The sequence below is a fragment of the Kitasatospora sp. NPDC038210 genome (assembly GCF_055600605.1).
In genome coordinates this window covers 188305-208557 of sequence record NZ_JBVJYK010000007.1, presented here as the reverse complement: position 1 = coordinate 208557, position 20253 = coordinate 188305, and the positions used below count along the sequence as shown (strand labels likewise).

The 20253-nt window shown below is 74.5% G+C and carries 20 protein-coding genes and 1 pseudogene; 8 read left to right on the top strand and 13 right to left on the bottom strand.

What is annotated here, in order from left to right:
• Nucleotides 1-40: 40 nt before the first annotated feature.
• Nucleotides 41-1252: a glycosyltransferase gene (locus ACZ7KX_RS17160; RefSeq protein WP_470327118.1), complete on the bottom strand. Its 1212-nt coding sequence runs from the start codon at nucleotides 1250-1252 to the stop codon at nucleotides 41-43.
• A 171-nt stretch (nucleotides 1253-1423) separates the two neighbouring features.
• Nucleotides 1424-2191 (bottom strand): SDR family NAD(P)-dependent oxidoreductase, encoded by a 768-nt coding sequence (locus ACZ7KX_RS17155; protein ID WP_470327117.1) that lies wholly within the window; start codon nucleotides 2189-2191, stop codon nucleotides 1424-1426.
• Between the two features lie 222 nt (nucleotides 2192-2413).
• Between ACZ7KX_RS17155 and ACZ7KX_RS17150 the strand changes: the two genes are divergently transcribed.
• Nucleotides 2414-2659, top strand: coding sequence for a hypothetical protein (locus ACZ7KX_RS17150; protein ID WP_470327116.1), 246 nt, complete (start codon nucleotides 2414-2416; stop codon nucleotides 2657-2659).
• Nucleotides 2660-2755: 96 nt separating this feature from the next.
• Complete coding sequence (locus ACZ7KX_RS17145; protein ID WP_470327115.1) at nucleotides 2756-3283, top strand: STM3941 family protein; 528 nt, start codon at nucleotides 2756-2758, stop codon at nucleotides 3281-3283.
• Here the strand turns inward: ACZ7KX_RS17145 and ACZ7KX_RS17140 are convergent, their stop codons facing one another.
• Genes ACZ7KX_RS17140 through ACZ7KX_RS17130 form a run of 3 tightly spaced genes read right to left on the bottom strand, consistent with a single transcriptional unit; the run spans nucleotide 3284 to nucleotide 6067 of the window.
• Nucleotides 3284-4267 carry an ADP-ribosylglycohydrolase family protein gene (locus ACZ7KX_RS17140; protein WP_470327114.1) on the bottom strand — a complete coding sequence of 328 codons (984 nt, stop codon included), beginning with the start codon at nucleotides 4265-4267 and terminating at the stop codon, nucleotides 3284-3286.
• Nucleotides 4264-5103 carry an ammonia-dependent NAD(+) synthetase gene (gene nadE, locus ACZ7KX_RS17135; protein WP_470327113.1) on the bottom strand — a complete coding sequence of 280 codons (840 nt, stop codon included), beginning with the start codon at nucleotides 5101-5103 and terminating at the stop codon, nucleotides 4264-4266. Before nadE ends, ACZ7KX_RS17140 begins: the two co-directional genes overlap by 4 nt.
• A 13-nt stretch (nucleotides 5104-5116) precedes the next feature.
• Entirely contained in the window at nucleotides 5117-6067 is a 951-nt protein-coding gene (locus tag ACZ7KX_RS17130) for an SMP-30/gluconolactonase/LRE family protein (RefSeq protein WP_470327112.1), read from the bottom strand.
• A gap of 76 nt (nucleotides 6068-6143) precedes the next feature.
• Between ACZ7KX_RS17130 and ACZ7KX_RS17125 the strand changes: the two genes are divergently transcribed.
• Nucleotides 6144-6662 (top strand): Lrp/AsnC family transcriptional regulator, encoded by a 519-nt coding sequence (locus tag ACZ7KX_RS17125; protein WP_470327111.1) that lies wholly within the window; start codon nucleotides 6144-6146, stop codon nucleotides 6660-6662.
• On the opposite strand, the gene ftsH is transcribed toward ACZ7KX_RS17125, so the two are convergent.
• The 3 genes from ftsH to ACZ7KX_RS17110 all read right to left on the bottom strand — a co-directional run bounded on the left by ftsH (nucleotide 6608) and on the right by ACZ7KX_RS17110 (nucleotide 11294).
• The gene (gene ftsH, locus ACZ7KX_RS17120) at nucleotides 6608-8716 is read right to left on the bottom strand and encodes an ATP-dependent zinc metalloprotease FtsH (protein ID WP_470327110.1); all 2109 of its coding nucleotides are present in this window, start codon (nucleotides 8714-8716) and stop codon (nucleotides 6608-6610) included. The genes ACZ7KX_RS17125 and ftsH overlap by 55 nt on opposite strands.
• Before the next feature lie 191 nt (nucleotides 8717-8907).
• Nucleotides 8908-9531 carry a mycothiol-dependent nitroreductase Rv2466c family protein gene (locus ACZ7KX_RS17115; protein ID WP_350520340.1) on the bottom strand — a complete coding sequence of 208 codons (624 nt, stop codon included), beginning with the start codon at nucleotides 9529-9531 and terminating at the stop codon, nucleotides 8908-8910.
• A gap of 188 nt (nucleotides 9532-9719) precedes the next feature.
• A complete protein-coding gene (locus ACZ7KX_RS17110; protein ID WP_470327109.1) occupies nucleotides 9720-11294 on the bottom strand; it encodes an alpha/beta hydrolase in 1575 nt (524 codons plus the stop codon).
• Between the two features lie 403 nt (nucleotides 11295-11697).
• On the opposite strand from ACZ7KX_RS17110, the gene ACZ7KX_RS17105 reads away from it, so the two are divergent.
• Nucleotides 11698-12522, top strand: a complete 825-nt coding sequence (locus tag ACZ7KX_RS17105) for a MazG-like family protein (RefSeq protein WP_470327108.1) — start codon at nucleotides 11698-11700, stop codon at nucleotides 12520-12522.
• 122 nt (nucleotides 12523-12644) lie between these two features.
• On the opposite strand, the gene ACZ7KX_RS17100 is transcribed toward ACZ7KX_RS17105, so the two are convergent.
• Nucleotides 12645-13364, bottom strand: coding sequence for a DUF6461 domain-containing protein (locus ACZ7KX_RS17100; protein ID WP_470327107.1), 720 nt, complete (start codon nucleotides 13362-13364; stop codon nucleotides 12645-12647).
• Between the two features lie 216 nt (nucleotides 13365-13580).
• The gene (locus ACZ7KX_RS17095) at nucleotides 13581-14819 is read right to left on the bottom strand and encodes a glycosyltransferase (protein ID WP_470327106.1); all 1239 of its coding nucleotides are present in this window, start codon (nucleotides 14817-14819) and stop codon (nucleotides 13581-13583) included.
• Between the two features lie 414 nt (nucleotides 14820-15233).
• On the opposite strand from ACZ7KX_RS17095, the gene ACZ7KX_RS17090 reads away from it, so the two are divergent.
• A complete protein-coding gene (locus tag ACZ7KX_RS17090) occupies nucleotides 15234-15533 on the top strand; it encodes a hypothetical protein (RefSeq protein WP_470327105.1) in 300 nt (99 codons plus the stop codon).
• A gap of 244 nt (nucleotides 15534-15777) precedes the next feature.
• Here ACZ7KX_RS17090 and ACZ7KX_RS17085 read toward each other — a convergent pair whose 3' ends face one another.
• Nucleotides 15778-16254 (bottom strand): transposase, encoded by a 477-nt coding sequence (locus ACZ7KX_RS17085; RefSeq protein ID WP_470327265.1) that lies wholly within the window; start codon nucleotides 16252-16254, stop codon nucleotides 15778-15780.
• 281 nt (nucleotides 16255-16535) lie between these two features.
• Nucleotides 16536-16991, bottom strand: coding sequence for an IS110 family transposase (locus ACZ7KX_RS17080; protein ID WP_470327104.1), 456 nt, complete (start codon nucleotides 16989-16991; stop codon nucleotides 16536-16538).
• Nucleotides 16992-17295: 304 nt separating this feature from the next.
• Here ACZ7KX_RS17080 and ACZ7KX_RS17075 point away from each other — a divergent pair, with 304 nt between their 5' ends.
• The 3 genes from ACZ7KX_RS17075 to ACZ7KX_RS17065 all read left to right on the top strand — a co-directional run bounded on the left by ACZ7KX_RS17075 (nucleotide 17296) and on the right by ACZ7KX_RS17065 (nucleotide 19844).
• Nucleotides 17296-18210, top strand: coding sequence for an immunity 49 family protein (locus ACZ7KX_RS17075; protein ID WP_470327103.1), 915 nt, complete (start codon nucleotides 17296-17298; stop codon nucleotides 18208-18210).
• Between the two features lie 161 nt (nucleotides 18211-18371).
• A complete protein-coding gene (locus tag ACZ7KX_RS17070; RefSeq protein WP_396546044.1) occupies nucleotides 18372-18863 on the top strand; it encodes an HPP family protein in 492 nt (163 codons plus the stop codon).
• 321 nt (nucleotides 18864-19184) lie between these two features.
• The gene (locus ACZ7KX_RS17065) at nucleotides 19185-19844 is read left to right on the top strand and encodes an ankyrin repeat domain-containing protein (RefSeq protein WP_470327102.1); all 660 of its coding nucleotides are present in this window, start codon (nucleotides 19185-19187) and stop codon (nucleotides 19842-19844) included.
• 49 nt (nucleotides 19845-19893) lie between these two features.
• On the opposite strand, the pseudogene ACZ7KX_RS17060 reads toward ACZ7KX_RS17065, so the two are convergent.
• Nucleotides 19894-20220 (bottom strand): annotated as a pseudogene (locus ACZ7KX_RS17060) (response regulator transcription factor); the annotation flags it as partial.
• Nucleotides 20221-20253: the final 33 nt, after the last annotated feature.

The window sequence follows — 20253 nt, the reverse complement described above, 5'->3', positions numbered from 1 at the left end:
GTTCCGCCGGCGGGTCCTCCCGGCCCGCCGGCGGGGCGGCTCAGCGCCCGTCCGTCTCCACCAGCTCGGCGATGGTGTCGAACGGCCGGTACCGCGCGAACTCCGCCCCCAGCGCACGGGCCCGCTCCCGGAACCGGCCCTCGCCGAGCACTCGGTCGACCGCCCGCCCGACCTCCTCCGCCGCCGGCCGGCCCGTCCGCAGGTCCAGCCCCACCCCCGACCACTGCACCCGGGCCGCCACCTCCGGCTTGTCCTCGGTCGCCCCGGCCACCACCAACGGCACCCCGTGCCGCAGCGCCGTCTGCACCCCGCCGTAGCCGCCGTTGCTCACCAGCACGTCGGTGTGCGGCAGCAGCCGCTCGAACGGGACGTAGTCGGCGGCGCGCACGTTCCCCGGCAGGGCGCCGCCGAGCAGCGCGGCGAGCGCCTGCGGCCCGTCCGGGCGGCCGGTGGCGGCCACGACCAGCACGTCGCGCTCCGCCAGGGCGCTGACGGCCGGCGCGACGAGTTCCCCGAGGTCGCGGTTGGCCAGCGTCCCCTGGGTCACCACGACGACCGGCCGCCCACCGGTGACCTCCCCCCACCACGACGGCAGCGGCTGCTCGCCCCCGGCCGGTCCGGGCAGCGCGCCGATCAGCCGGAAGCCGGCCGGGGCGTCGCTGCGCGGGTACTCGAAGCCCGGCACGGTCAGCTGCAGGAAGTGGTCCGGCACCGTGACCGCGGCCAGCCCGCGCGGGCCCTCCGGCAGCCGGACGCCCAGCTCCGCGTGCACCTCCTCGGCGTACCGGCGCAGCGGTTCGCCGCGCCGGGCCGCCTCCTCCCCGAGCGCCCGGTTACGGGCCCGGCCCTCCTCCCCCGGCAAGGGCGGCAGGCCGGACCCGAAGGGCGCGGTGTCCACGCTCGGCAGCATGGCCGGGGTGACGCCGACGCCGATCAGCAACGGACGCTGCGACCGGGGGCGGCTCAGCGCCAGCGGCAGCACGCCCTGCAGGAAGGCGTCCGCGATCACGGCGTCGGCCGGGAAGTCCGCCAGCAGCGCGAGCAGCGCCCGGTACTGGACGGGGATCGGCGCGATGAACACGTGCCGGGCGTCGAAGGCGAGCCGCTCCGGGCCGGGCGGCAGGCTCGACCGTCCCGGGAAGCTCGCGTCGAGGTCGCGGTCGTCGAAGTCCGCCCCGGCGGGCAGCGCGACGAACCGCGCCCCCGCCCGCTCCGCCGCCCCGGCGAACCGCGAGCCGCCGAGGAACACCACCTCGTGCCCGCGGGCGGCGAGGTCGGCGGAGACGGCCAGCAGCGGGCCGGTGTGGCCGTGGGCGGGCAGGGCGGTGGTGATGATCCTGGACAGCGGAGGCTCCTGTGGTGGGTGCTGCGGTTCGTGGTCGGACCCACCGTAGGAACGCCCGGTTGACGATCGATGAACGCGTCAGCGCCCGAGCACCGCTCCACCGTTGACACCGATGACCTGCCCGGTGACGTACCCGGCCGCCGGGGAGACCAGGTAGCCGACGGCGTCGGCCACGTCAGCGGGGGTGCCCGCCCGACCGACCAGGGTGTCGGCGATCTTCCGGGCGTGGAACTCCTCGCTCCACCAGGAGCCGAAGATCTCGGTCTCCTCGATGTAGCCGGGCGCGAGCACGTTGACCGTGATCCCCTCCGAACCCAACTCCCGTGCCAGGCCGAAGGCCCAGCCGTGCAGTGCGGCCTTCGCGGCGGCGTACGTGCCGGCCGAGTACGGGCCCGCGCCGCCGCGCTGGGCCGCCGTCGAGCTGATCACGACCAGCCGCCCGCCGGGCCGGCGCAACCGGCTCTGCAGGGCGGTGGTCAGCAGGACGGCGGTGAGCAGGTTGGAGTCCAGGCCGTGCCGCCAGGAGCGCGCCAGGGCCGCCAGGCTGCCGTCCTCGGGCACCGGTACGGAGGCGCCCGCGTTGTTCACCAGCGCGTCCACCGGCCCGAGTTCGCCGATCCGGCGGGCCACCTCCTCGACCGCCTCCGGGTCGGTCAGGTCGACCGTCAGCGGGACGATCCGGTCGGGCCCCGCCGTCCACTCGATCTCCTCGCGGGCCCGCTCCAGCACGTCGGCCCGGCGCCCGAGGATCACCACCCGGTATCCGTCCCCGGCCAGTCGGGCCGCGATCGCCCGGCCGATCCCGGTGCCCCCGCCGGACACCACCGCGAGCTGTTCCCCCGTCACTTCGTCCCCTCTCGTACGTCTGTCGGCGCGGTTCGATCCGGGGCCTCACTGGCCCTTCGGTTCCGAACCGCTCCCCTGTACCGTAGCGAGGCACGCGAGCGGGTCGACACCGGGGGGACGGGACACCGTGACGGGGACGGGTATCAAGGGCCGGGGGCGGGAGACGTCCGACGCGGTCCTCGCGCCGTACTGGGCGGCCTGACGGCGACGATCGACGGGTGGTTGCTGTCGTCCTTCCGGAACGGCGCGCAGGCCGCGAACAGGCAGCGCGACGCGGTGAACTCCTCACTCGTCCTGGTCACCCCGGTCCTCTTCGCGGCCCTGCTGGGGTCGCTCGCCGCAGGTCGGAAGTCGACCCCGCAGCGCCGCTGGCGCTGCGCGATGCTCGGCTCCCTCCTCAGCCACCTGGCGCTGCCGGCGATCGTGGTCGTCGTGCTGATCATCCACCCGCCGACCATCCCCTGGTAGGCCCCTCCGGGCGCTGCCGCCGGGGCCACCCGGGCCCGGCCCCGCGGGCGGAGCCCCGGCGGCGGGGTCCGGAGAGCGCCCGGTAGCTTGTCCGGCGTGACCGATCAGACCGCGGCCGTGCCGCCGACCGTGTACCGCTCCTCCCCGCTCCGGATGGTCCTCGTCCTGATCGGCGCGGTGGCCTTCGTGGCGCTCGGCGCGGACCTCGCGACCGGGGACGGGTCGGTGAAGAACCGGCTCGTCGGCGGGGCCGGCGTGCTGTTCTTCGGCCTGTGCGCCCTGATGTGCGCCAACCGGCTCGTCCGGGGCCGGCCCGAGCTGGTGCTGGACGCGGTCGGGCTGGACCACGTGCAGCTCGGGCGGATCGCCTGGCACGAGATCGCCGCCGTCGGCGTCCGGGTGATCACCGTCAGGGGCGCCACCCGGCGCATGATCGAGCTGGTCCTGACCGACCCCGCCCGGTACCTGGCCCGGGCCCCGCGAACCGTCCGGACGACCGCCGCGGCCAACCGCCGGATGGGCTTCGGCCCGGCGAACATCTCCACGACCACCCTCCCCGTCGGCCCCGAAGCGGTCGTCACCGCCATGCGGCGGCACCACCCGGCACTGGTCGTCACGGGCTGACTACGGAGCCCGCCAGACCGCCAACCGGGCGGCCAGATCCAGGAGTTCCGGCGCCCGCCGAACCGGGCCGCCGAACCCTGGCAGGGTCAGGTGCAGCGGTCCGGTCCAGCGCTCCGGGACGGCCGCCCGGCCGTAGCGCGCCCCCGCCAGGCCGCCCGTGACGGCGGCGACGGTGTCGGTGTCGCCGCCGAGGTCGATCGCGGCCCGGAGGGCGGGTTCGAACCCGTCGGTGCTGCGCAGCGCCCAGACCGCGGAGCCCAGGCAGGGCCAGACGGCGCCGTTGGGCTCGGTGGCGCGGTCGGGGTGCCAGTCGGGTGCGAGGACGGCGGCGTAGCGCTCACGGCTGTCGGGGTCGACGTGGGCCAGGACGTCGGGGATCGCGTCGAGCGGGTCGGCACCGGTGAGTGCGAGGCGGACCAGCTCGTGGAAGATCGCCGTGCCCTCCCAGGCCGCCCGGTCGCCGTGGGTGAGGGCGGCGATGCGGCGGCCGGCGTCCATGGTGGCCCGTCGCCCGGCCGGGGCGAAGGCGACGGCGGACGTCGAGGCGCGCATCAGGGCACCGTTGCCGGCGGCCCGCACGGTGGTGTTGAAGTGGACGGCGGCCGCGAGGTCCCACGGCATCCCGCTGGTGAGGACGGTCTCGGTCTGGATGCCGATGTCCTTGGGGTCGGCGGCGGCCCAGCGGCAGAACCGGTCGAAGACGTCCGGGAGGTCCAACTCGCCGCACTCCAGTAGGGATTCGGCGACCAGGACGGCCATCTGGGTGTCGTCGGTGGCCTCGCCGCGCTCCCAGCCGCCACCCGCGACCAACTCGCCGGGGGTGTCCGGGAAGCGGGCGGAGAAGGCGCCGGCCGGGCCGAACTCGTACGGGGCGCCGAGGGCGTCGCCGACGGCCGCGCCGAGGACGGCTCCGGCCGCGCGGTCGGTCCGGGCCTGCGCCGCGCGGTCGGTCCGGGCCGCCGGCCCGCGGTGCTCCGACGTCACGCCGGATCCGGAACGGTCGGCAGGGCGCGCTTGTGCGCGGTGCGGCGGTAGTGGCCGAGGACGGTGGCAGCGGCCTCCTCGTCGACCGGGCGGCCCTCCAGGAAGTCGTCCAGGGCGTCGTAGGTGACGCCGAGGGCCTCCTCGTCGGGGCGGCCGGGGGCCAGGTTCTCCAGATCGGCGGTCGGGGTCTTCTTGACCAGCTCGGCCGGCGCCCCCAGCGCCTCCGCCATCGACCGCACCTGCCGCTTCGTCAGGCCGGACAGCGGCATCACGTCGGCCGCGCCGTCACCGTACTTGGTGAAGAAGCCGACGGCGGCCTCGGCCGCGTGGTCGGTGCCGACGACCAGTCCGCCGTTGGCACCCGCCGCCGCGTACTGGACCACCATCCGCTGGCGGGCCTTGACGTTGCCGCGGACGAAGTCCTCGTGGGCGTGGTCGGTGAAGGTCAGCCCGGCGGCGAGCAGGGCGTCCAGGGCGGCGTCGGTCGCGGGCTTGACGTCGACGGTGAGCAACTCGTCCGGCTCGATGAAGGCGACCGCCCGCCGGGCGTCCTCCTCGTCCGCCTGCACCCCGTACGGCAGCCGCATCGCGCAGAAGGCCGCCTCGTACCCCTCGGCGCGCAGCCGGTCCACGGCGAGCCGGCAGAGCCGCCCGGCGATGGTGGAGTCCACCCCGCCGCTGATCCCGAGCACCAGGGTGCGGGCGCCCGCGGCCCGGAGCTGCTCGGCGAGGAACGCCGCCCGGCGCTCGGCCTCCCGCAGCGGGTCGGGGACGGGCGCGACCCCGAGCGCGCGGGCGATCTCCCGCTGGAGGTCGGCGGTCAGGGGCTCGGTCATGGCGACTCCTCGGTCACGGCGTCTCCTCGGGCCGGGCGGCGCGCCCCGCGCGGAAGGCGACGCGGTGGGTGCCCGTCATCGACGTCACCAGCGAGTACAGCGAGGTGGTGGCGGTGATGAACAGGCGGTTGTTCTTCGGGCCGCCGAAGGTGATGTTCGAGACGGGTTCGGGGACGAGGATACGGCCGATGAGGGTGGCGTCGGGGGCGTAGCAGTGGACGCCGTCGCCGAAGGCGGCCGCCCAGAGTCGCCCGTCGAGGTCGAAGCGGATGTTGTCGAACCGGCAGCCCTCGCCCTTGACGAAGATCCGGTCGCCGCCGAGGTCGCCGTCCTCACCGATGTCGAAGACCCTGATGTGCCCGGCCCGGCTGTCGTTGACGTAGAGCTGCCGCTCGTCGAGCGAGAGGACCAGCCCGTTGGGCCCGTCGAAGCCGTCGGCGGCGAGCCGGACCTCACCGCTGTGCGGGTCGATCCGGTAGACGTTGCGGGCACCGATCTCGGATTCGGCGCGGTGGCCCTCGTAGTCGCTGGTGATGCCGAAGTCCGGGTCGGAGAACCAGATCGCGCCGTCCGAGCGGACCACCGCGTCGTTGGGCGAGTTGAGCCGCTTGCCCTGGTAGCGGTCGGCGAGGACGGTGATCCGGCCGTCGTGCTCGGTGCGGGTGACCCGGCGGTTGCCCTGCTCGCAGCTGATCAGCCGGCCCTCGCGGTCGAGGGTGTTGCCGTTGGGGTGGCCGGCCGGGGAGCGGAAGACGCCGACCGTTCCGGAGGCGTCGTCCCAGCGCAGCAGGCGGTCGTTGGGGATGTCACTCCAGACGACCTGGCGCCAGGCGGGCAGGTAGACCGGGCCCTCGGCCCAGCGGCAGTCGCCGTACAGCTTCTCCAGTCGGACGTCACCGTTGGCACAGCGACGGAACCTCTCGTCCAGTACCTCGTACAGCCCGAACTCGATGGAGCCAGACATCGTTCACCTCATGTCATGATTCGCCGAATGTTGTTCTGGCGATCCGGAGTATGCCAGAACAGGGTATGGTCCCACCATGACCACCGATCATCTCGACGACACCGACCGCGCGTTGCTCACCCTGTTGCAGCAGGACGCCGGGCAGTCCTACGCGGCCCTGGGCCGGGCCGTGGGGCTCTCCGCGGCGGCGGCGCACGAGCGGGTGCGCAAGCTGCGCGAGCGCGGCGTGGTCCGCCGCACCACCGTGGAGGTGGACCCGAAGGGCCTCGGGCTGGGGGTGCTCTCCTTCGTGATGGTGGACTCCTCGGCCTGGATGGGGGACTCCGCCCAGGCCTTCGCCGCGATCCCCGAGATCGTGGAGGCGCACGTCATCGCGGGCAGCGCCTCGGTGCTGGTCAAGGTCCGGACGGCGACCACCGAGCAGCTCCAGGACGTGCTGCGCAGGCTCTACGCGATCGAGGGCGTGAGTGGGACGCAGGCGACCGTCGTGCTGGAGACCTTCTTCGAGCGGCCGCCCGCGCCCCGGTCCCTGCCCGCGTCTCAGGCCCCGTCCGCCCCCCGGTCCCCGTCCGCGCCTCGGTCCCCGTCCGCCTGAGGCTCCGCCACCTTGGTCAGTGACACCGGGTGCGCCGGCCCGGCCGGGTGTACCGGCTCCGTCGGGCGCTTCCCCGGGTGCTTCAGGATCTCCAGGACCAGGCGGCCGTCCACGGTCTCCTGGGCGACCAGCAGGCTCGCCAGCTCGTCCAGGTGGTGCCGGTGTTCGGTCAGCAGGCCGACGGCCCGGCGCTCGGCCTGTCGCAGCAGGCCCGCGACGGCCTCGTCCACGGCGCGCTGGGTCTGCTCGGAGTACGGGCGGCGCAGCAGGTCCTCGGGACTGTCACCGAGGTAGTGCGGACTGCCGCTGGAATAGCCGACCGGGCCGAGCTCCGGGGAGAGGCCGAACTCGCGGACCATCCGGGTGGCCACCGTGGTGGCGTTGGCGAGGTCGTTGGCGGCACCCGTGGAGCCCTCGCCGAAGACCACCAACTCGGCTGCTCTGCCACCGAGTTGGACGGTGAGCAGGTCGGTGAGGTAGCCCTCGCTGTAGAGGTGCCGCTCAGCCTCCGGCAGCTGCTCGGTGGCACCGAGGGCGACCCCGGCCGGGAGGATGGTCACCTTGGCGACCGGATCGGCGTGCTCGCACAGCGCGGCCATCAGCGCGTGCCCGGACTCGTGCACGGCGACGGCGTGCCGCTCCTCGGGCAGCAGCGCGTTGGAGGACTCCCGGCGGCCGAGCAGCACCCGGTCGCGGGCGGCGTCGAGGTCGTCGGCGGTGAGGGTGGCGCGGTCGGCGCGGACGGCGTTGATGGCGGCCTCGTTGACCAGGTTGGCGAGGTCGGCGCCGGAGAAGCCGGGGGTGCCGCGGGCGATCCGGTCCAGGTCGGCGTCCGGGGCGAGGGTCTTGCCCCGGGTGTGCACGGTGAGGATGGCCGCCCGCTCGGCCTGGTTGGGCAGCGGCACGGTGACCTGCCGGTCGAAGCGGCCCGGGCGCAGCAGCGCCGGGTCGAGGGCGTCGGGCCGGTTGGTGGCGGCGATCACGACGATGCCGGTGCTCTGGTCGAAGCCGTCCATCTCGGCGAGCAGCTGGTTCAGGGTCTGCTCCCGCTCGTCGTTGCCGCCGATCCGGGTGCCGCCCGCCCGGCGGGCGCCGACGGCGTCGATCTCGTCGATGAAGACGATCGACGGCGCGCGCTTGCGGGCCTCCTCGAAGAGGTCGCGGACCCGGGAGGCGCCGACGCCGACGAACATCTCGACGAACCCGGAGCCGGTCACGGACAGGAACGGCACCTCGGCCTCCCCCGCGACGGCCCGGGCCAGGAGGGTCTTACCGGTGCCCGGCGGCCCCACCATGATCACCCCGCGCGGCCCCTTGGCCCCGGCGGCGGCGTACCGCTCCGGGCTGCGCAGGAAGTCGACCACCTCGCTGACCTCCTGCTTCACCCCCTCGTACCCGGCGACGTCGGCGAACCCGGTGGCCGGCCGCTCGGCTTCGATGATCTTCGCCCGGGAGCGGCCGATGGCGCTCAGCCCGCCGCCCAGCGACCGGGCGGCCATCCGACCCGACCAGAGGAAGAGCCCGCCGAAGAGCAGCAGCGGCAGGAACAGCAAGAGCGTGGACCAGATCGAGCTGCCGCCGGAACGGGTGCCGGTGACGGTGACGTGCTGGTCGCCGAGCGCCTGGCTGAGGTGGGAGGTGTCCAGGGCGGTCGGGATCTGGCTGGTGAAGCGGGTGCCGTCCTTGAGCGTGCCGCTCACCGCTCCGGTGTCGCTGACGTTCACCGTCTGCACCTGGCCTGTGTCGACACGGTTGACGAAGTCGGTGTAGGCGTAGCGGTTGCCGGGCGTGCCGGGCTTGGAGAACAGCACCAGGAGGAGCAGCGTCACCAGGACGGCGACGGGCAGCAGCCAGCGGCGCCACGAGGGCGGCGGCGGCTTGGGCGGGCCACCCCCGGGGCCCGGGCCTGGGTTCCGCCCCGGGCCGGGATTCCAGCCGGGGCCCTGGCCGGGGCCTCGCTTGCCCGTCGGACCGGGCCCCGGTTCGGGTCGGGGATCGGAGTCCGGCGGTGTCGCGGGGTTCCGGCCGACGCGCAGCCGGATTCGTACGATCATCCACGCTCACCGCCTCTCGGGCCACGGGGCCTCCGTCTCCATGGTGGGACGCTCCGCGCCAGGACGGGAGCCCGAAGAGGGACTGTCCCGAAACCCCGGACCCGGCGCCCACCCCCGTCGGGCACCGGGTCCACGGTCCCCGGCCGAGCCGGCCGCGGCCCCGGCGGGGTCGGCTGCGGCCCCGGCGGGGGTCAGGAGAAGTCGAGCGAGCCCGTCCGGGTCCGCTTGAGCTCGAAGAACTTCGGGTAGCCGGACAGCAGCCGGACGCCCTCGAAGACCCGCACGGCGTCCTCCCCGCGGGGTATCGCGGTCAGCACCGGCCCGAAGAAGGCGACGCCGTCCACGTGGATGGTCGGCGTGCCGACCTCCTCGCCGACCGGGTCCATGCCCTCGTGGTGGCTCTTGCGCAGGGCGATGTCGTACTGGGTGCTGTTCGCCGCGTCCGCCAGCTCCTCGGGCAGCCCGGCCGCGACCAGGGCCTCCCGGATGACGGCGTCGTCGGCGGGCCGGTCCTGGTCGTGCAGGCGGGTGCCGAGCTCGGTGTAGAGGTCGCGCAGCACGTGCTGGCCGTGCTTCTCGGCGGCCGCGATGCAGACCCGCACGGGGCCCCAGCCGGTGGTCATCAGCCGCTGGTAGCGCTCGGGAAGGTCGGTGCGGCCCTCGTTGAGGACGGACAGGCTCATCACCCGGAAGGTGAGGTCGAGCTCGCGGTGGCGGTCGACCTCCAGGATCCACCGGGAAGTGATCCAGGCGAAGGGGCAGACGGGGTCGAAGTAGAAGTCGACCTTGGTGGTCCCCGGCCGGCCGTCGGTCAGTTCGGAAACCTCGGAAACCTCGGAAACACCGGAAGCAAGGGAGGGGTCGGAAACGCCGGAAGCGTTGGAAGCGTCGGTCACGTGGGTCGCGTTGTTCGTCACGTCGACGAGCCTAACGGCGAAGTGGACCACTCAACAGAGCCAATCACCACCGATTCCATTGGGCCACTTCTTCCGACCACCCGTTCTCAGCTGCAGGTCGTCCCGTCCGCCGGCACCGTACCGTCCAGCAGGTAGGCGTCCACGGTCTGCTTCAGGCAGGGGTTGCCGGTGTTGTAGCCGCCGTGGCCCTCGCCGTGCAGGGTGACGGTGACGCCGACGCCCGGGCCGAGCTGCTGCGCCATCGCGTGGGCGCCCTCGACCGGGGTGGCCGGGTCGCCGGTGGTGCCGACCACCAGGATCGGGGCCGCGCCCGCGGCGGCGACCTCCGGGTGGTCGCCCTTGCCGGGCACCGGCCAACCGGTGCAGCCGGTCAGGCCCCAGGCGGCGAACGCGCCGAACACCGGGGACGCGGCCTGGAACTGCGGCAGCTGCTGCTGGACGTCCTGGTCGGAGTAGCGCTGCCGCGAGTCCACGCAGCCGACCGCCCGGTTCGCGGCGTTCAGGTTGCTGTAGTGCCCCTGCGCGTCACGCCCGTTCAGGCCGTCGGCGAGCTGGAGCAGCGTGGTGCCGGTGCCCTGCTCCATCGCCTCGGTGAGTCCGGCCGCCAGCACCGGCCAGGTCTCCTGGCTGTACAGGGCGCCGGCGATGCCGGTGACGCCCAGGGTCTCGGTCAGCTGCCGCCCGTCCGCGGTGGGGAGCGGCGACCGCTCCAGCCGCTGCACCAACGCGGTGACCTTCGCCGTCCCCTCGGCACCGCCCGCGCCGGTCGGGCAGGCGCCGAGCCGGGCCGCGCAGGCCTTCATGAAGTCGTCGAGGGCGAGTTGGAAGCCCTGGGCCTGGCCGAGCGCGGACTGCTGCGGGTCCTTGGTCGGGTCGACCACGGAGTCCAGCACCATCCGACCGACCTGCTGCGGGAACAGGTGCGCGTACACGCCGCCGAGCTGGGTGCCGTAGCTGATGCCGAAGTAGGAGAGCTGCCGGTCGCCCAGCACCTGCCGCATCAGGTCCATGTCCCGGGCGGCGCTCTCGGTGTCCACGTACGGCAGCACCGCGCCCGAGTTGTGCTCGCAGGCGGCGACGAACCGGGCGTTGCTGTCGTCGAGGGCCTTCACGGCGGCCGGGTGGCCGGGGGTGCTGTCGACGGTCGCGGAGGCGTCCAGCGCCCGGTCGTCCAGGCAGGTCACCCCGGCGCTGGCGCCGACCCCGCGCGGGTCGAAACTCACCAGGTCGTAGCGGCTGTTGAGGGAGGCGTAGCTCGGGGCGAGGGCGGGCAGGGTCGCCACGCCGGAGGCGCCGGGGCCGCCGAAGTTGAAGAGCAGCGAGCCGATCCGGTGCTGCTCGTCCTTGGCCTTGCTGCGGATCAGCGCGAGGTCGATCGTCGGTCCGTCCGTCCGGCCGTGGTCGAGCGGGGCCTTGAGGGTGGCGCACTGCCAGTCCGCGGCGGGTGCGGTGCCGCCGCCCTGGGCGGCGCTCGGGGCGGCGCAGGCGTGCCAGTCCAGTCGCTGGGCGGCGAGCCCGGTGGCGGTCGCCGAGGCGCCGGTGGCCGGGGAGGTGGGCACGGGCTCGGCGGCGGACGACCCCTCGCCCTGGCATCCGGTGGCGGCGGCGAGCAGCAGCGCGGTCAGGCCGAGCGCTCCGGCGCCGCGGACGGCGGTGTGCATGGGGTGGGTCCACCTCTCGGGTCGGCCTGTCACCCCGGCGCGCGGCGGGGCGGCGTACGGCTCGGCGGTTCACGGCGGTGCGGTTCACGGCCGGGCGGCTTACGGCGGGACGGTTTGCGACGGGCGGCGGGACGGTCTGCGGCGGGCGGCGGGACGGTCTGCGGCGGGACGGCTGGGTTGCGTACGGCGGTGCGGCGCACGCCCGGCGCGCGGCCCCCGGTCCACGCACCACAGACCCTAGGCGCCGCGACCCGGCACAACCCGCCCGAAGCCTCCGGACGGGGGGCGCGCGCCGCCCGTCCTGCCACCGGCCGCCCGGGTGAGGGTTCAACCGCCCCACCCGGTGGCGCCCTTACCGCCGTCCGGCCGCACCGGGCGACGGAACCGTGCCACGGAGGGCGAGTTGAGCGAGACCACCGCACCGGACGAGGACGGCCGCACCGACTCCGACGGCGTGGACGTCTTCGTCACCGACACCCGCCGGGAGGTCCAGCCCCGCCTGCGAGACGAGTGGGACACCGACCCCCGGCCCGCCTCCCGCGCCGGGGACTGGGCCGTGATCGACGCCGTCCACCGCCACCTCTCCGAACACCGGGCCGGCATCGGTCAGCCGCTGCTGACGCTCCAGTTGGTCAAGGTCCAAGAGGAGGCCGGGGAGGTCGCCGAGGCCCTGCTCGGCGTCCTCGGCGCCAATCGCCGCAAGGGCGTCAGCGACACCCTGGCCGACCTGCAGGGCGAACTCCGCGACGTGATCACTGCGGCGGTGGTCGCCCTCCGCGACACCGCCCCCGACCCGGCCACCGTCGTCACCGCCCACCTCGCCGCCTGGCGCCCGCGGCAGCCGGGCGAGCCGCCGACCGGGCAGGAGGGGGCAGCCGGGTCGGGTACCGACTGCCCGGTGCGGACGAGGTGTTCCCGGCCGCCGGGTGCGGACGAGGTGTTCCCGGCTGTGCCCCCGGGTCCAGGCGAGGGTCACCGGCCGCGGCGTCGGCCCCGGCTCACGCCCTGTCCCGGGGCCTCAGGCGGCCCGGCCCCGCCGACCGGCCCGCCTGGCCCCACCCGCTCTCCCCGCCTTTCCCGGTCCTACTGCCCCTGCCGATCGGCAGGGGCACACCGGGAATCCCGGCCCAGGAACCTCCCGATCGGCACATGTGCGGAGGGCCGGAAGCGCGCAACGATGACGGTCGTCGGGGCCCGCCGTCGGGGCCCGGAGAGGAGGCGGCCATGACCGCGATGTCCATCCTGTTCCCGGTGTTCGCGATCGCCGCGCTGAGCGCTGCCGGCGTCGCGTTCGCCGTGGCCCCGATCACAGCCGTCACCCCCGGTGCTCGCGCGGCTCGCACCCGCGGCTCACCCCGGTTCCATCCCAGGCGTGCCGCGGACGGCGTACGCACGCAGGCGCAGCCCGTCGAAGGCGGTCCGGGGCAGGCTCAGACCGAAGCGCCGCTCGACGGCGGCGAGGGCGCGACGGGCGGCCGGGCCTTCGCCCTCGGGGCTGCAGGGGGTGACGCCGTCCGCCTCCAGGACGCTCGCGGCGACCAGGTCCGGCACCAGCAGGTCGGGCTCCTGGCCCCAGCGCCAGCGCTCCTCGCCGAGGCCGAAGCCGCACAGCACGGCGCCGTCCCGGGCGTAGTCGAGCAGCGCGGGCGGCTGTTCCGGCATCGGGCGGAAGTGGACGACCTCGACGCCGTCGCGCGCTATCTCGGTGAGCAGCTCGCCGCCGGTGGAGTCGCCGTACTCGATCGCGAACGACCAGCCGCCGCACTCGCCGACGCGGACCACGCCGTCGCCGTCGTCGCCCGGGCGGTAGACGTCGATGTCCAGGGCCCGGATCTCGGCGCCGCTGATCGGCACGGTCCCGGCGGTCGGGTCGGCGCCCATCCGGCGGGCGAGTTCCTCCGGCGGGATCCCGCGGGCGAACACGACACCGCCGACCTCGCCGTCCGCATCGGGCACGCCCGCTCCCGGCAGTCCGGTGCCCGGCCGACCGACGTCCAGCCGAGCGACGTCCGCGAGCCACTGGATGCCGTCGCCGTCCCTCCCGGCTCCCTCGCGCGTTCCGTCGGTCATGCCGCCCTCCCCTCGCGCCGGCCTGCGGTGACCGGGCGCGCCGGTGGGCACCCTAACCGACACCGCCGACGGCCGGAGCCCGGTCGCCGGAACGGTGCCGGATCAGGGCCCGGCGTGGGCCGGCACCCGACGCCGACCGGACGTCGGGGCAGTGGTCCGATCGCGGAACTCACCGGTCCGGCAAGCCGGTTCGTCCCGACGCGGGCGCCGTCCGGTTCACCCGGCGCCGTACGGCTCCTCCTGGGCGGCCGCGGCCTCGAACAGCAGCTTCGCGGCCACCGTCGCCCCGTCGGCGCGGATGGTCCCGGCCACGGCCAGCGCGCGGGTACGGGTCTCGGAGGCCAGGGCCATGGCCAGCGCGGCGGACAGGGAATCGACGGTGGGCGCGGGGTCGAGGTGAGCCGCGCCGATGCCCAGCTCGGCAACGCGGGCGGCCCAGTACGGCTGGTCGGCGATCCGGGGGACGACCAGCTGGGGCGCGCCCGCCCGGGCGGCCGTGGTGGTGGTGCCCGCGCCGCCGTGGTGGACGACGGCGGCGACCCGACGGAACAGCGCCTGCTGGTTGACCTCGCCGACGGCGACGCAGTCGTCCCCGTCGTCGACCGGGGCCAGGCCGGCCCAGCCCCGGGCCAGGATCACCCGGCGGCCGTGGGCGCGGGCCGCGTCGATCGCGATCCGGGCGATGCCTTCCGGAGCGTAGGCGGCCATGCTGCCGAAGCCCACGTACACGGGCGGTTCGCCGGCCTCCAGGAACGCCTCCACGTCGGCCGGCAGCGGACGGTCGTCGGGCAGGATCCACGCGCCCGTCTGCACCGGGTCGAGCTCCGTCATGCCCTGCGACGGGCAGAGCACCGGGTCCGCCGCCAGCCACGGCCGGTCAGTGAGTACGTGGTCGCGGACGTTGTCGACCGGCGGCAGGCCGAGCGCCGCCCGGTGCCGGTTGAGCGCCTCGCCGTACAGCCCGTTCACCCGCTGGGCGTCCTGCTCCCACAGCACCCTGTGGTCGGTCTCGCCCTCGGGGGACGGCGTGCCGGGCCGGGCTCCGGGCCGAAAGTGCCGCGAGGGCAGTCCCAGGGTGTGGAAGCAGGCGAGCACGTAGCGGATGCCGAGGTGCTCGGCCACGTCCCGGGCACCGGCCGGCATCAGGCCGGTGGCCAGGATGACGTCGCAGCCCTCGGCCGCCTCGGCGAGCACCTCGAACCGCGCGGCGACCAGTTCGGGGGCGAGCCGGAACGCGTCCTGCATGGTCGGTGGCTTCGGGCCGGCGACCACCGAACGCACCGTCGGGCCGAGCGGCACCAGCGGCACTCCGATCCGGGCCAGCAGGTCCACGAACTCCTCGTCCGGCGGCGCGCACACCCGCACGTCCGCCCCGAGCCCCAGCAGCGCCGCCGCCAGCCCCGCCAGCGGTTCGACATCTCCGCGCGAGCCCCACGTCGTCAACAACACACGCATCTCACGGCTCCGTTTCCGCAGGTCATGGCCTTACAGCCGTCGATTCTGCGGGACGACCGGGGCCTTGCCGCAAGCCCCCCGGCGGGCGATAATCTGGTAGTGGCAGGGGGGTCCACGGCGAGCACCACGGCTTCGGCAGGCGCCCCGTCACACCCGGAGGCGCATCAGCAAGGCGCACGCGGCAGCCGCGACCGCCATCCCGACCGACAGGGCCGGCTCACCGTCGGCCACCGCGCGAGCCTCACCGTCCTGCCGGCCCACCCAGCGGGCCGCCTCCGCCCGACGCACGGGCGACCGGTGACGCACGGCCGACCGGCCACCGCGGGTCTGAACACCGGGCGATCCCGCTCCGTACCCCTGAACGGGGGCGTGGGGCCGCCCGGTCCCGCGTACGTGCCCGACCGAGGAGGCACGATGCTCCGTACCGCAGCCACCGGGCTGCTCGCCGGGCTCCTCTGCCTGGGTGGCGCGTCCGTCGCGTTCGCGAACCCGACCCCGAACCAGCCGGGGCCGCCGAACCAGACCTGCCAGGACTTCCTGGCGGCCGGCGGACAAACTCCAGGACACACCAGTTCCTCCCCCGGCTCCCCCTTCGACGAGCCGGGCTTCGGCAGCCAACCGAACGGTGGCACGGGTGGACAGGCCTACAGCAATGCGGGCGCGCCCTCCCAGTACGACGTCGCCTGCTACCAGCAGTTCGTCCACTCCACCTGAAACGCCGACGGCCGGCGTCCGGCGTCCGAGGCCTCGATTCCTGCGCTTGACGCCTGAGGCCTGACACCTGGCGCCTGACGTCGCGTCACATCCATATCCGATCATCCGACAACCGCACGGCGGCCACGGACCCCGGCAGCCCGGCCCTGGCCGCCGACCACCCGTGTGCCTCCACCTCCTTCTCGCACCTGGCCCATGCGACCCGCCCCCTCCGCGCTCCGGGCCTTGATGCTCCTATTGGCTGTCAAGCGGCGGTGAGCCAGTCGCGGTAGGCGTTGGCGAGGTCGTCGTCTCGGCGGATGCCGCGTTCGAGGGTGGAGATGGTGGCGGGCCAGACGCCGAAGTGCTGGGCAACGGCAGTGAGGGTGATGTTCTTCGACTGCCGCAGAGGCCGCAGGTCGGCGATGCCGGGAACGGTGACCACGGTGGTCAGGCAGCGGAACATCTCCCGGGCTACGGCCCGTTTCAGGAGCCGGATGATCTCCTTCTTCGTCCGGCCGACGGCACTCTGCCGGGCCACGTACTCACGCGTTCGGGAGTCGCTGGACATACGGACCAGGGCGATGCGGTAGAGGGCCGCGTTGGCTGCCCGGTCACCGCCTCGCGAGAGGCGGTGCCGGTTCGTTCTGCCGCTGGAGGCGGGCACCGGTGCGGCTCCGCACAGGGCGGCGAACGCCGCCTCGGTGCGCAGGCGTTCGGGATCTCCTCCGGCGGTGACCAGCAGCTGGGCGGCAGTGTCGGGGCCGACGCCGTAGGCGGCCCGCAGACCGGGGTTGTGGGCGGTGACCTCGGCATCCAGGGCCCGGGTGAGGGCCTCGTGTTCGGCGGTCAGCTCCTTGGCGCGTCGGGCGAGGCTCTTGAGCGCGGTCAGGACCGCGACATGGACCGCGTCCCCGGCCGGCCGCAGCCGGGCCAGGGCGTCGGTGCGCTCGGCCGTCTTGAGCCGCCCGTACTTGCTGCGGATGGCCTCGGGCGCGGTGACGAGGATGTGCCCGATCTGGTTCAGTGCGGCGGTACGGGCCTTGACGGCTGAGCGGGCGGCGTTGTGCAGGGCGCGTATCCGGCGACGGTGTCGTCCTTGGGGGCGCTGGAGGCCCGTCCGGACAGGGCGGCGCGGGCGGCGGCGTAGGCGTCGATGGGGTCGGACTTGCCGATGCGGCGGCGTTCGGCCCGGTCCGGGCGGTTCACCTCGACGACCCGGTGCCCGCACGCGCGGGCTTCACGGGTGAAGCCCGCCCCGTAGGAGGCGGTGCCCTCCACGCCGATCGCCAGCACGTGGCCACGGGCGTTCAGGAAGGCCAGGGCCGCGGCGTATCCGGCCGCGGTGGTGGCGAACTCCGCGTCTGCGAGGTGGCCGCCGTTGTCGCTGATGACGGCGACGTGGAGGGTGTCGGCGTGGGAGTCGACCCCGCCGAACACGTCCTGGCCCGCTGTGTGTCCGGTGACCGCAGCTGTCATGCTGATGATGCCTTCCCCAGCCGGAGGTTGGCGCCGGCCGGGTGGAGCAGACAGGACATTGAAGGGGCTTCTGGACCAAGCTCCTATCAGGTCATGTTCCGCCCGGCCGGAGCCATGAGAACAGGCTCCGGTGGCCGGACAGAACAACGCGAAGACAGTCCAGCAGGACGTCAGTCAGTGGCTGAGCCACGACCACCAGAACCTGAGTACCAGCATCAATGTCAGTGGTCGCTGTTAGCGTCCCTCTCCATCAGCTACGGATCGCGGAACGAGTGCCGCGCCGCCGACGGGGAGGTAGCAGCAAGTGGTGGAAGTGACGTGCCACACGGTGGTCCACCAGCGGATCCGCGACGCGTTGGGGGACATCCGAGGGCGGGTCCTCGGCCACTGGTACGACATCGAGGACGAGTTGACCATCGGGTCCGTCCGCTCGATGGGCGAGGAGCTGCTCGACCACCTCGGCGCCCTCACCCTGGAGGACCCGACGCTCGCCGGCGCCGACGCCCGCGCGGCCCTGCGGACGGCGGCGGAGTGCGCTCTCGGGGTGCTCCAGCTCGGCTGCTTCCCCCGGGGCGACTTCGACGTCCCCTTCCCGTACATCGGCACGACGCTGGACAGCGAGGACATCCGCTTCGGCGCCACCGTCGACTTCGCACCCACCGCCGCGACGTGGGTGGAGGCCTTCGCGATGTGCGTGATCAGCGGACTGATCCGGAACCGGGAGCGGATGCTCGGCCCGCTGCTCACCGACGACTACGCGCCCGCGGTCCGTGACGGCCTGCCGCACTCGGACCTCACCTCGGTCTCCGACCCCGCCGCCCTCGCCGAGATGGAGGCGCTCCGCTCGTACCTCTTCGTCGTCCCGACGGAGCGGTCGCCGTGGATCGCCCCCGGGCCCGTGCCGCTGCGCAAGCCGGACGCCGACGGGCGCGCGGCCGCCGCCCGGGCCCTGGACGCCGCCGGCGAGGCGGCGCCGGAGGGGTTGAGCCCGGACCAGCAGTTGCTGCGGGTCCTGCTGGACGACGACCGGGCGGCCTTCGAGGAGGCGCTCACCGCCCGTCTGGCCCGGCACCGCAACAGCACGCCCTCGACGTCCTGGCCCCGGACGCTGCTCCCGGTCGTCCCGATCGCCCTCGCCGCGCTCGCCGTCCAGGCCCACGGGTGGGAGCTGGGCATAACCTCCGGCTACCTCCCGACGACGCTGATCAGCGCGGGCTGACCCGGCACGCCGGGGTCTACCGGCGCGAACCGCCGGTGGGGGGCAAGGCAATCGCGGTCGACTCGGGGGCGATCTTGCCCACCAGGCAAAACATCCCACCTTTTCCTCAACAGTCTGTTTATCATCTCCGGGTCCGTATCCCCCATCCGGAGCACTCACGCATGCCCACGCCCTCGCCCGCCGCCACGCCCGGACCGCACCGGCTGCACGCCCTGCGGGCCACCGTCTTCGCCATCGGCGCCCTGCTCCTGCTCGTCGCGGTGGGTGTGCTGCTCCGCCAGCCCCTGCTGATCCCCCCGTTGGCGGCCAGCGCGGCACTGGTGCACGGCGCACCCGGCCTGCCGATCTCGCAGCCCCGCAACCTGGTCGGCGGTCAGCTGATGTCGGCCCTGATCGGCTACGCCACCCTCGCCGTCACCGGCAGCACCGCCTGGGGCGCGGCCATTGCCGCTGGGCTCTCGCTGGGCGCGATGATGCTCACCCACCTCTCGCACTCCCCGGCGGCGGCCACCGCCGTGATCGTGGTCCTGCAGGCGCCGCATCCCGTGCCGTTCCTGCCCCTGCTGGCACTGGCGACCGGGCTGCTGGTCGTCATCGGCCTGCTGCCCGGCCGGATCGGCGGTCACCCGGTCCGCTACCCGCTGTCCTGGTGACCGCGCGCGGGGCCCCGCGAACCGCACGACTTCACGACTTCACGACTTCACATGACCGCAGGCCAGCAGGCCCCAGGCCGCACGCCCGCACGCCTGCACGACCACCCGACCACCCGACCACCCGACCACCCGACCACCCGCCCACCCGCCCACCCGCCCACGCTGTCGCGGTGATCGCCGACGGCCGGGTCATCCGATCGGATGACCCGGCCGTCCTCCGTTCCGCCCGACTCGACCGACCGCCCCGCCGACGCCGGAACGTGCCGCAGAGGTCAGGCTGGAAGCACCCGCCGACCCCCCACCCCGTGGAGGAACCCCGCCATGACCGACCGCCCGCTCTCCCCCGCCGACCGGTCGCTGCTGGAGGCCGCCGAACGCGGCGACCACGACGCCGCCGACGCGGCACTGGCCGCGGGCGCGGCCGTCGACGCACGGGACGCCGAGGGCCGCACCGCGCTGCTGCGGGCCGCCTTCGCCGACCGGGTCGCCGTCGCCCGGCTGCTGGTCGGGGCCGGCGCCGACGTCAACGCGCAGGACCGCGCGCTGAACAGCCCCTGGCTGGTCACCGGCATCACCGGCAGCGTCCCGATGATGCGCGCCCTGCTTCCCGGTCGGCCCGACCTCACCCGCCGCAACCGCTACGGCGGGGTGTCGGTCATCCCCGCCGCCGAACGCGGCCACGTCGCCTACGTCCGCGCGGTGCTCACCGAGACCGCGACCGACGTCGACCACGTCAACGACCTGGGCTGGACGGCCCTCCTGGAAGCCGTCCTGCTCGGCGACGGCGGTGCCGCCCACCGCGAGATCGTCGGCATCCTTCTCGCCCACGGCGCCGACCCCCTCCTTCCCGACGCCGACGGCACCACCGCCCGCGCCCACGCCGAGCGCCGCGGCTTCCACGCCATCGCTGCAGCACTCCGCGAGGCCGAGGCCGAGGCCGAAGGAAAGCCTCGCAACCCCCGCCCGAGCAGCGGCCGCTGACCCCGCGCAGGGAGGCCGGACGCCCCACGCCGGGAGGCCGGACACCCCTTCAGGCCCCCAGGTACCGCAGCACCGCCAGCACCCGCCGGTGGTCGTCCGGCGCCTGGGGCAGGTCGAGCTTGGTGAAGATGCTCGCGATCCGCTTGGACACCGTGGCCTCCGTGACCACCGGGCGCCGGGCGATGGCCGCGTTGGAGCGGCCGTCGGCGATCAGCGCGAGCACCTCCTGCTCCTTGGGGCTCAGCCGCTGCAGCGGGTCGTGACGGCGGGTCAGCAACCGGCGGACGACCTCCGGGTCGACCACCGTGCCGCCCGCCGCCACGTCCGCGAGGGCGGAGACGAACTCCCGCACCTCGCCGATCCGGTCCGTGAGCAGCACGGACAGGGTGCCGTCGATCACGGCGAGGCG

Coding starts and splice junctions, on each gene's coding strand:
- nadE (WP_470327113.1), bottom strand. CDS start 5,103: ATGACCGAGCCCCTGACCGCCGACCTCCAGCGGGAGATCGCCCGCGCG.
- ACZ7KX_RS17125 (WP_470327111.1), top strand. CDS start 6,144: ATGACCACCGATCATCTCGACGACACCGACCGCGCGTTGCTCACCCTG.
- ACZ7KX_RS17095 (WP_470327106.1), bottom strand. CDS start 14,819: ATGCGTGTGTTGTTGACGACGTGGGGCTCGCGCGGAGATGTCGAACCG.
- ACZ7KX_RS17065 (WP_470327102.1), top strand. CDS start 19,185: ATGACCGACCGCCCGCTCTCCCCCGCCGACCGGTCGCTGCTGGAGGCC.
- ACZ7KX_RS17080 (WP_470327104.1), bottom strand. CDS start 16,991: ATGACAGCTGCGGTCACCGGACACACAGCGGGCCAGGACGTGTTCGGC.
- ACZ7KX_RS17070 (WP_396546044.1), top strand. CDS start 18,372: ATGCCCACGCCCTCGCCCGCCGCCACGCCCGGACCGCACCGGCTGCAC.
- ACZ7KX_RS17100 (WP_470327107.1), bottom strand. CDS start 13,364: ATGACCGACGGAACGCGCGAGGGAGCCGGGAGGGACGGCGACGGCATC.
- ftsH (WP_470327110.1), bottom strand. CDS start 8,716: ATGATCGTACGAATCCGGCTGCGCGTCGGCCGGAACCCCGCGACACCG.
- ACZ7KX_RS17090 (WP_470327105.1), top strand. CDS start 15,234: ATGCTCCGTACCGCAGCCACCGGGCTGCTCGCCGGGCTCCTCTGCCTG.
- ACZ7KX_RS17130 (WP_470327112.1), bottom strand. CDS start 6,067: ATGTCTGGCTCCATCGAGTTCGGGCTGTACGAGGTACTGGACGAGAGG.
- ACZ7KX_RS17110 (WP_470327109.1), bottom strand. CDS start 11,294: ATGCACACCGCCGTCCGCGGCGCCGGAGCGCTCGGCCTGACCGCGCTG.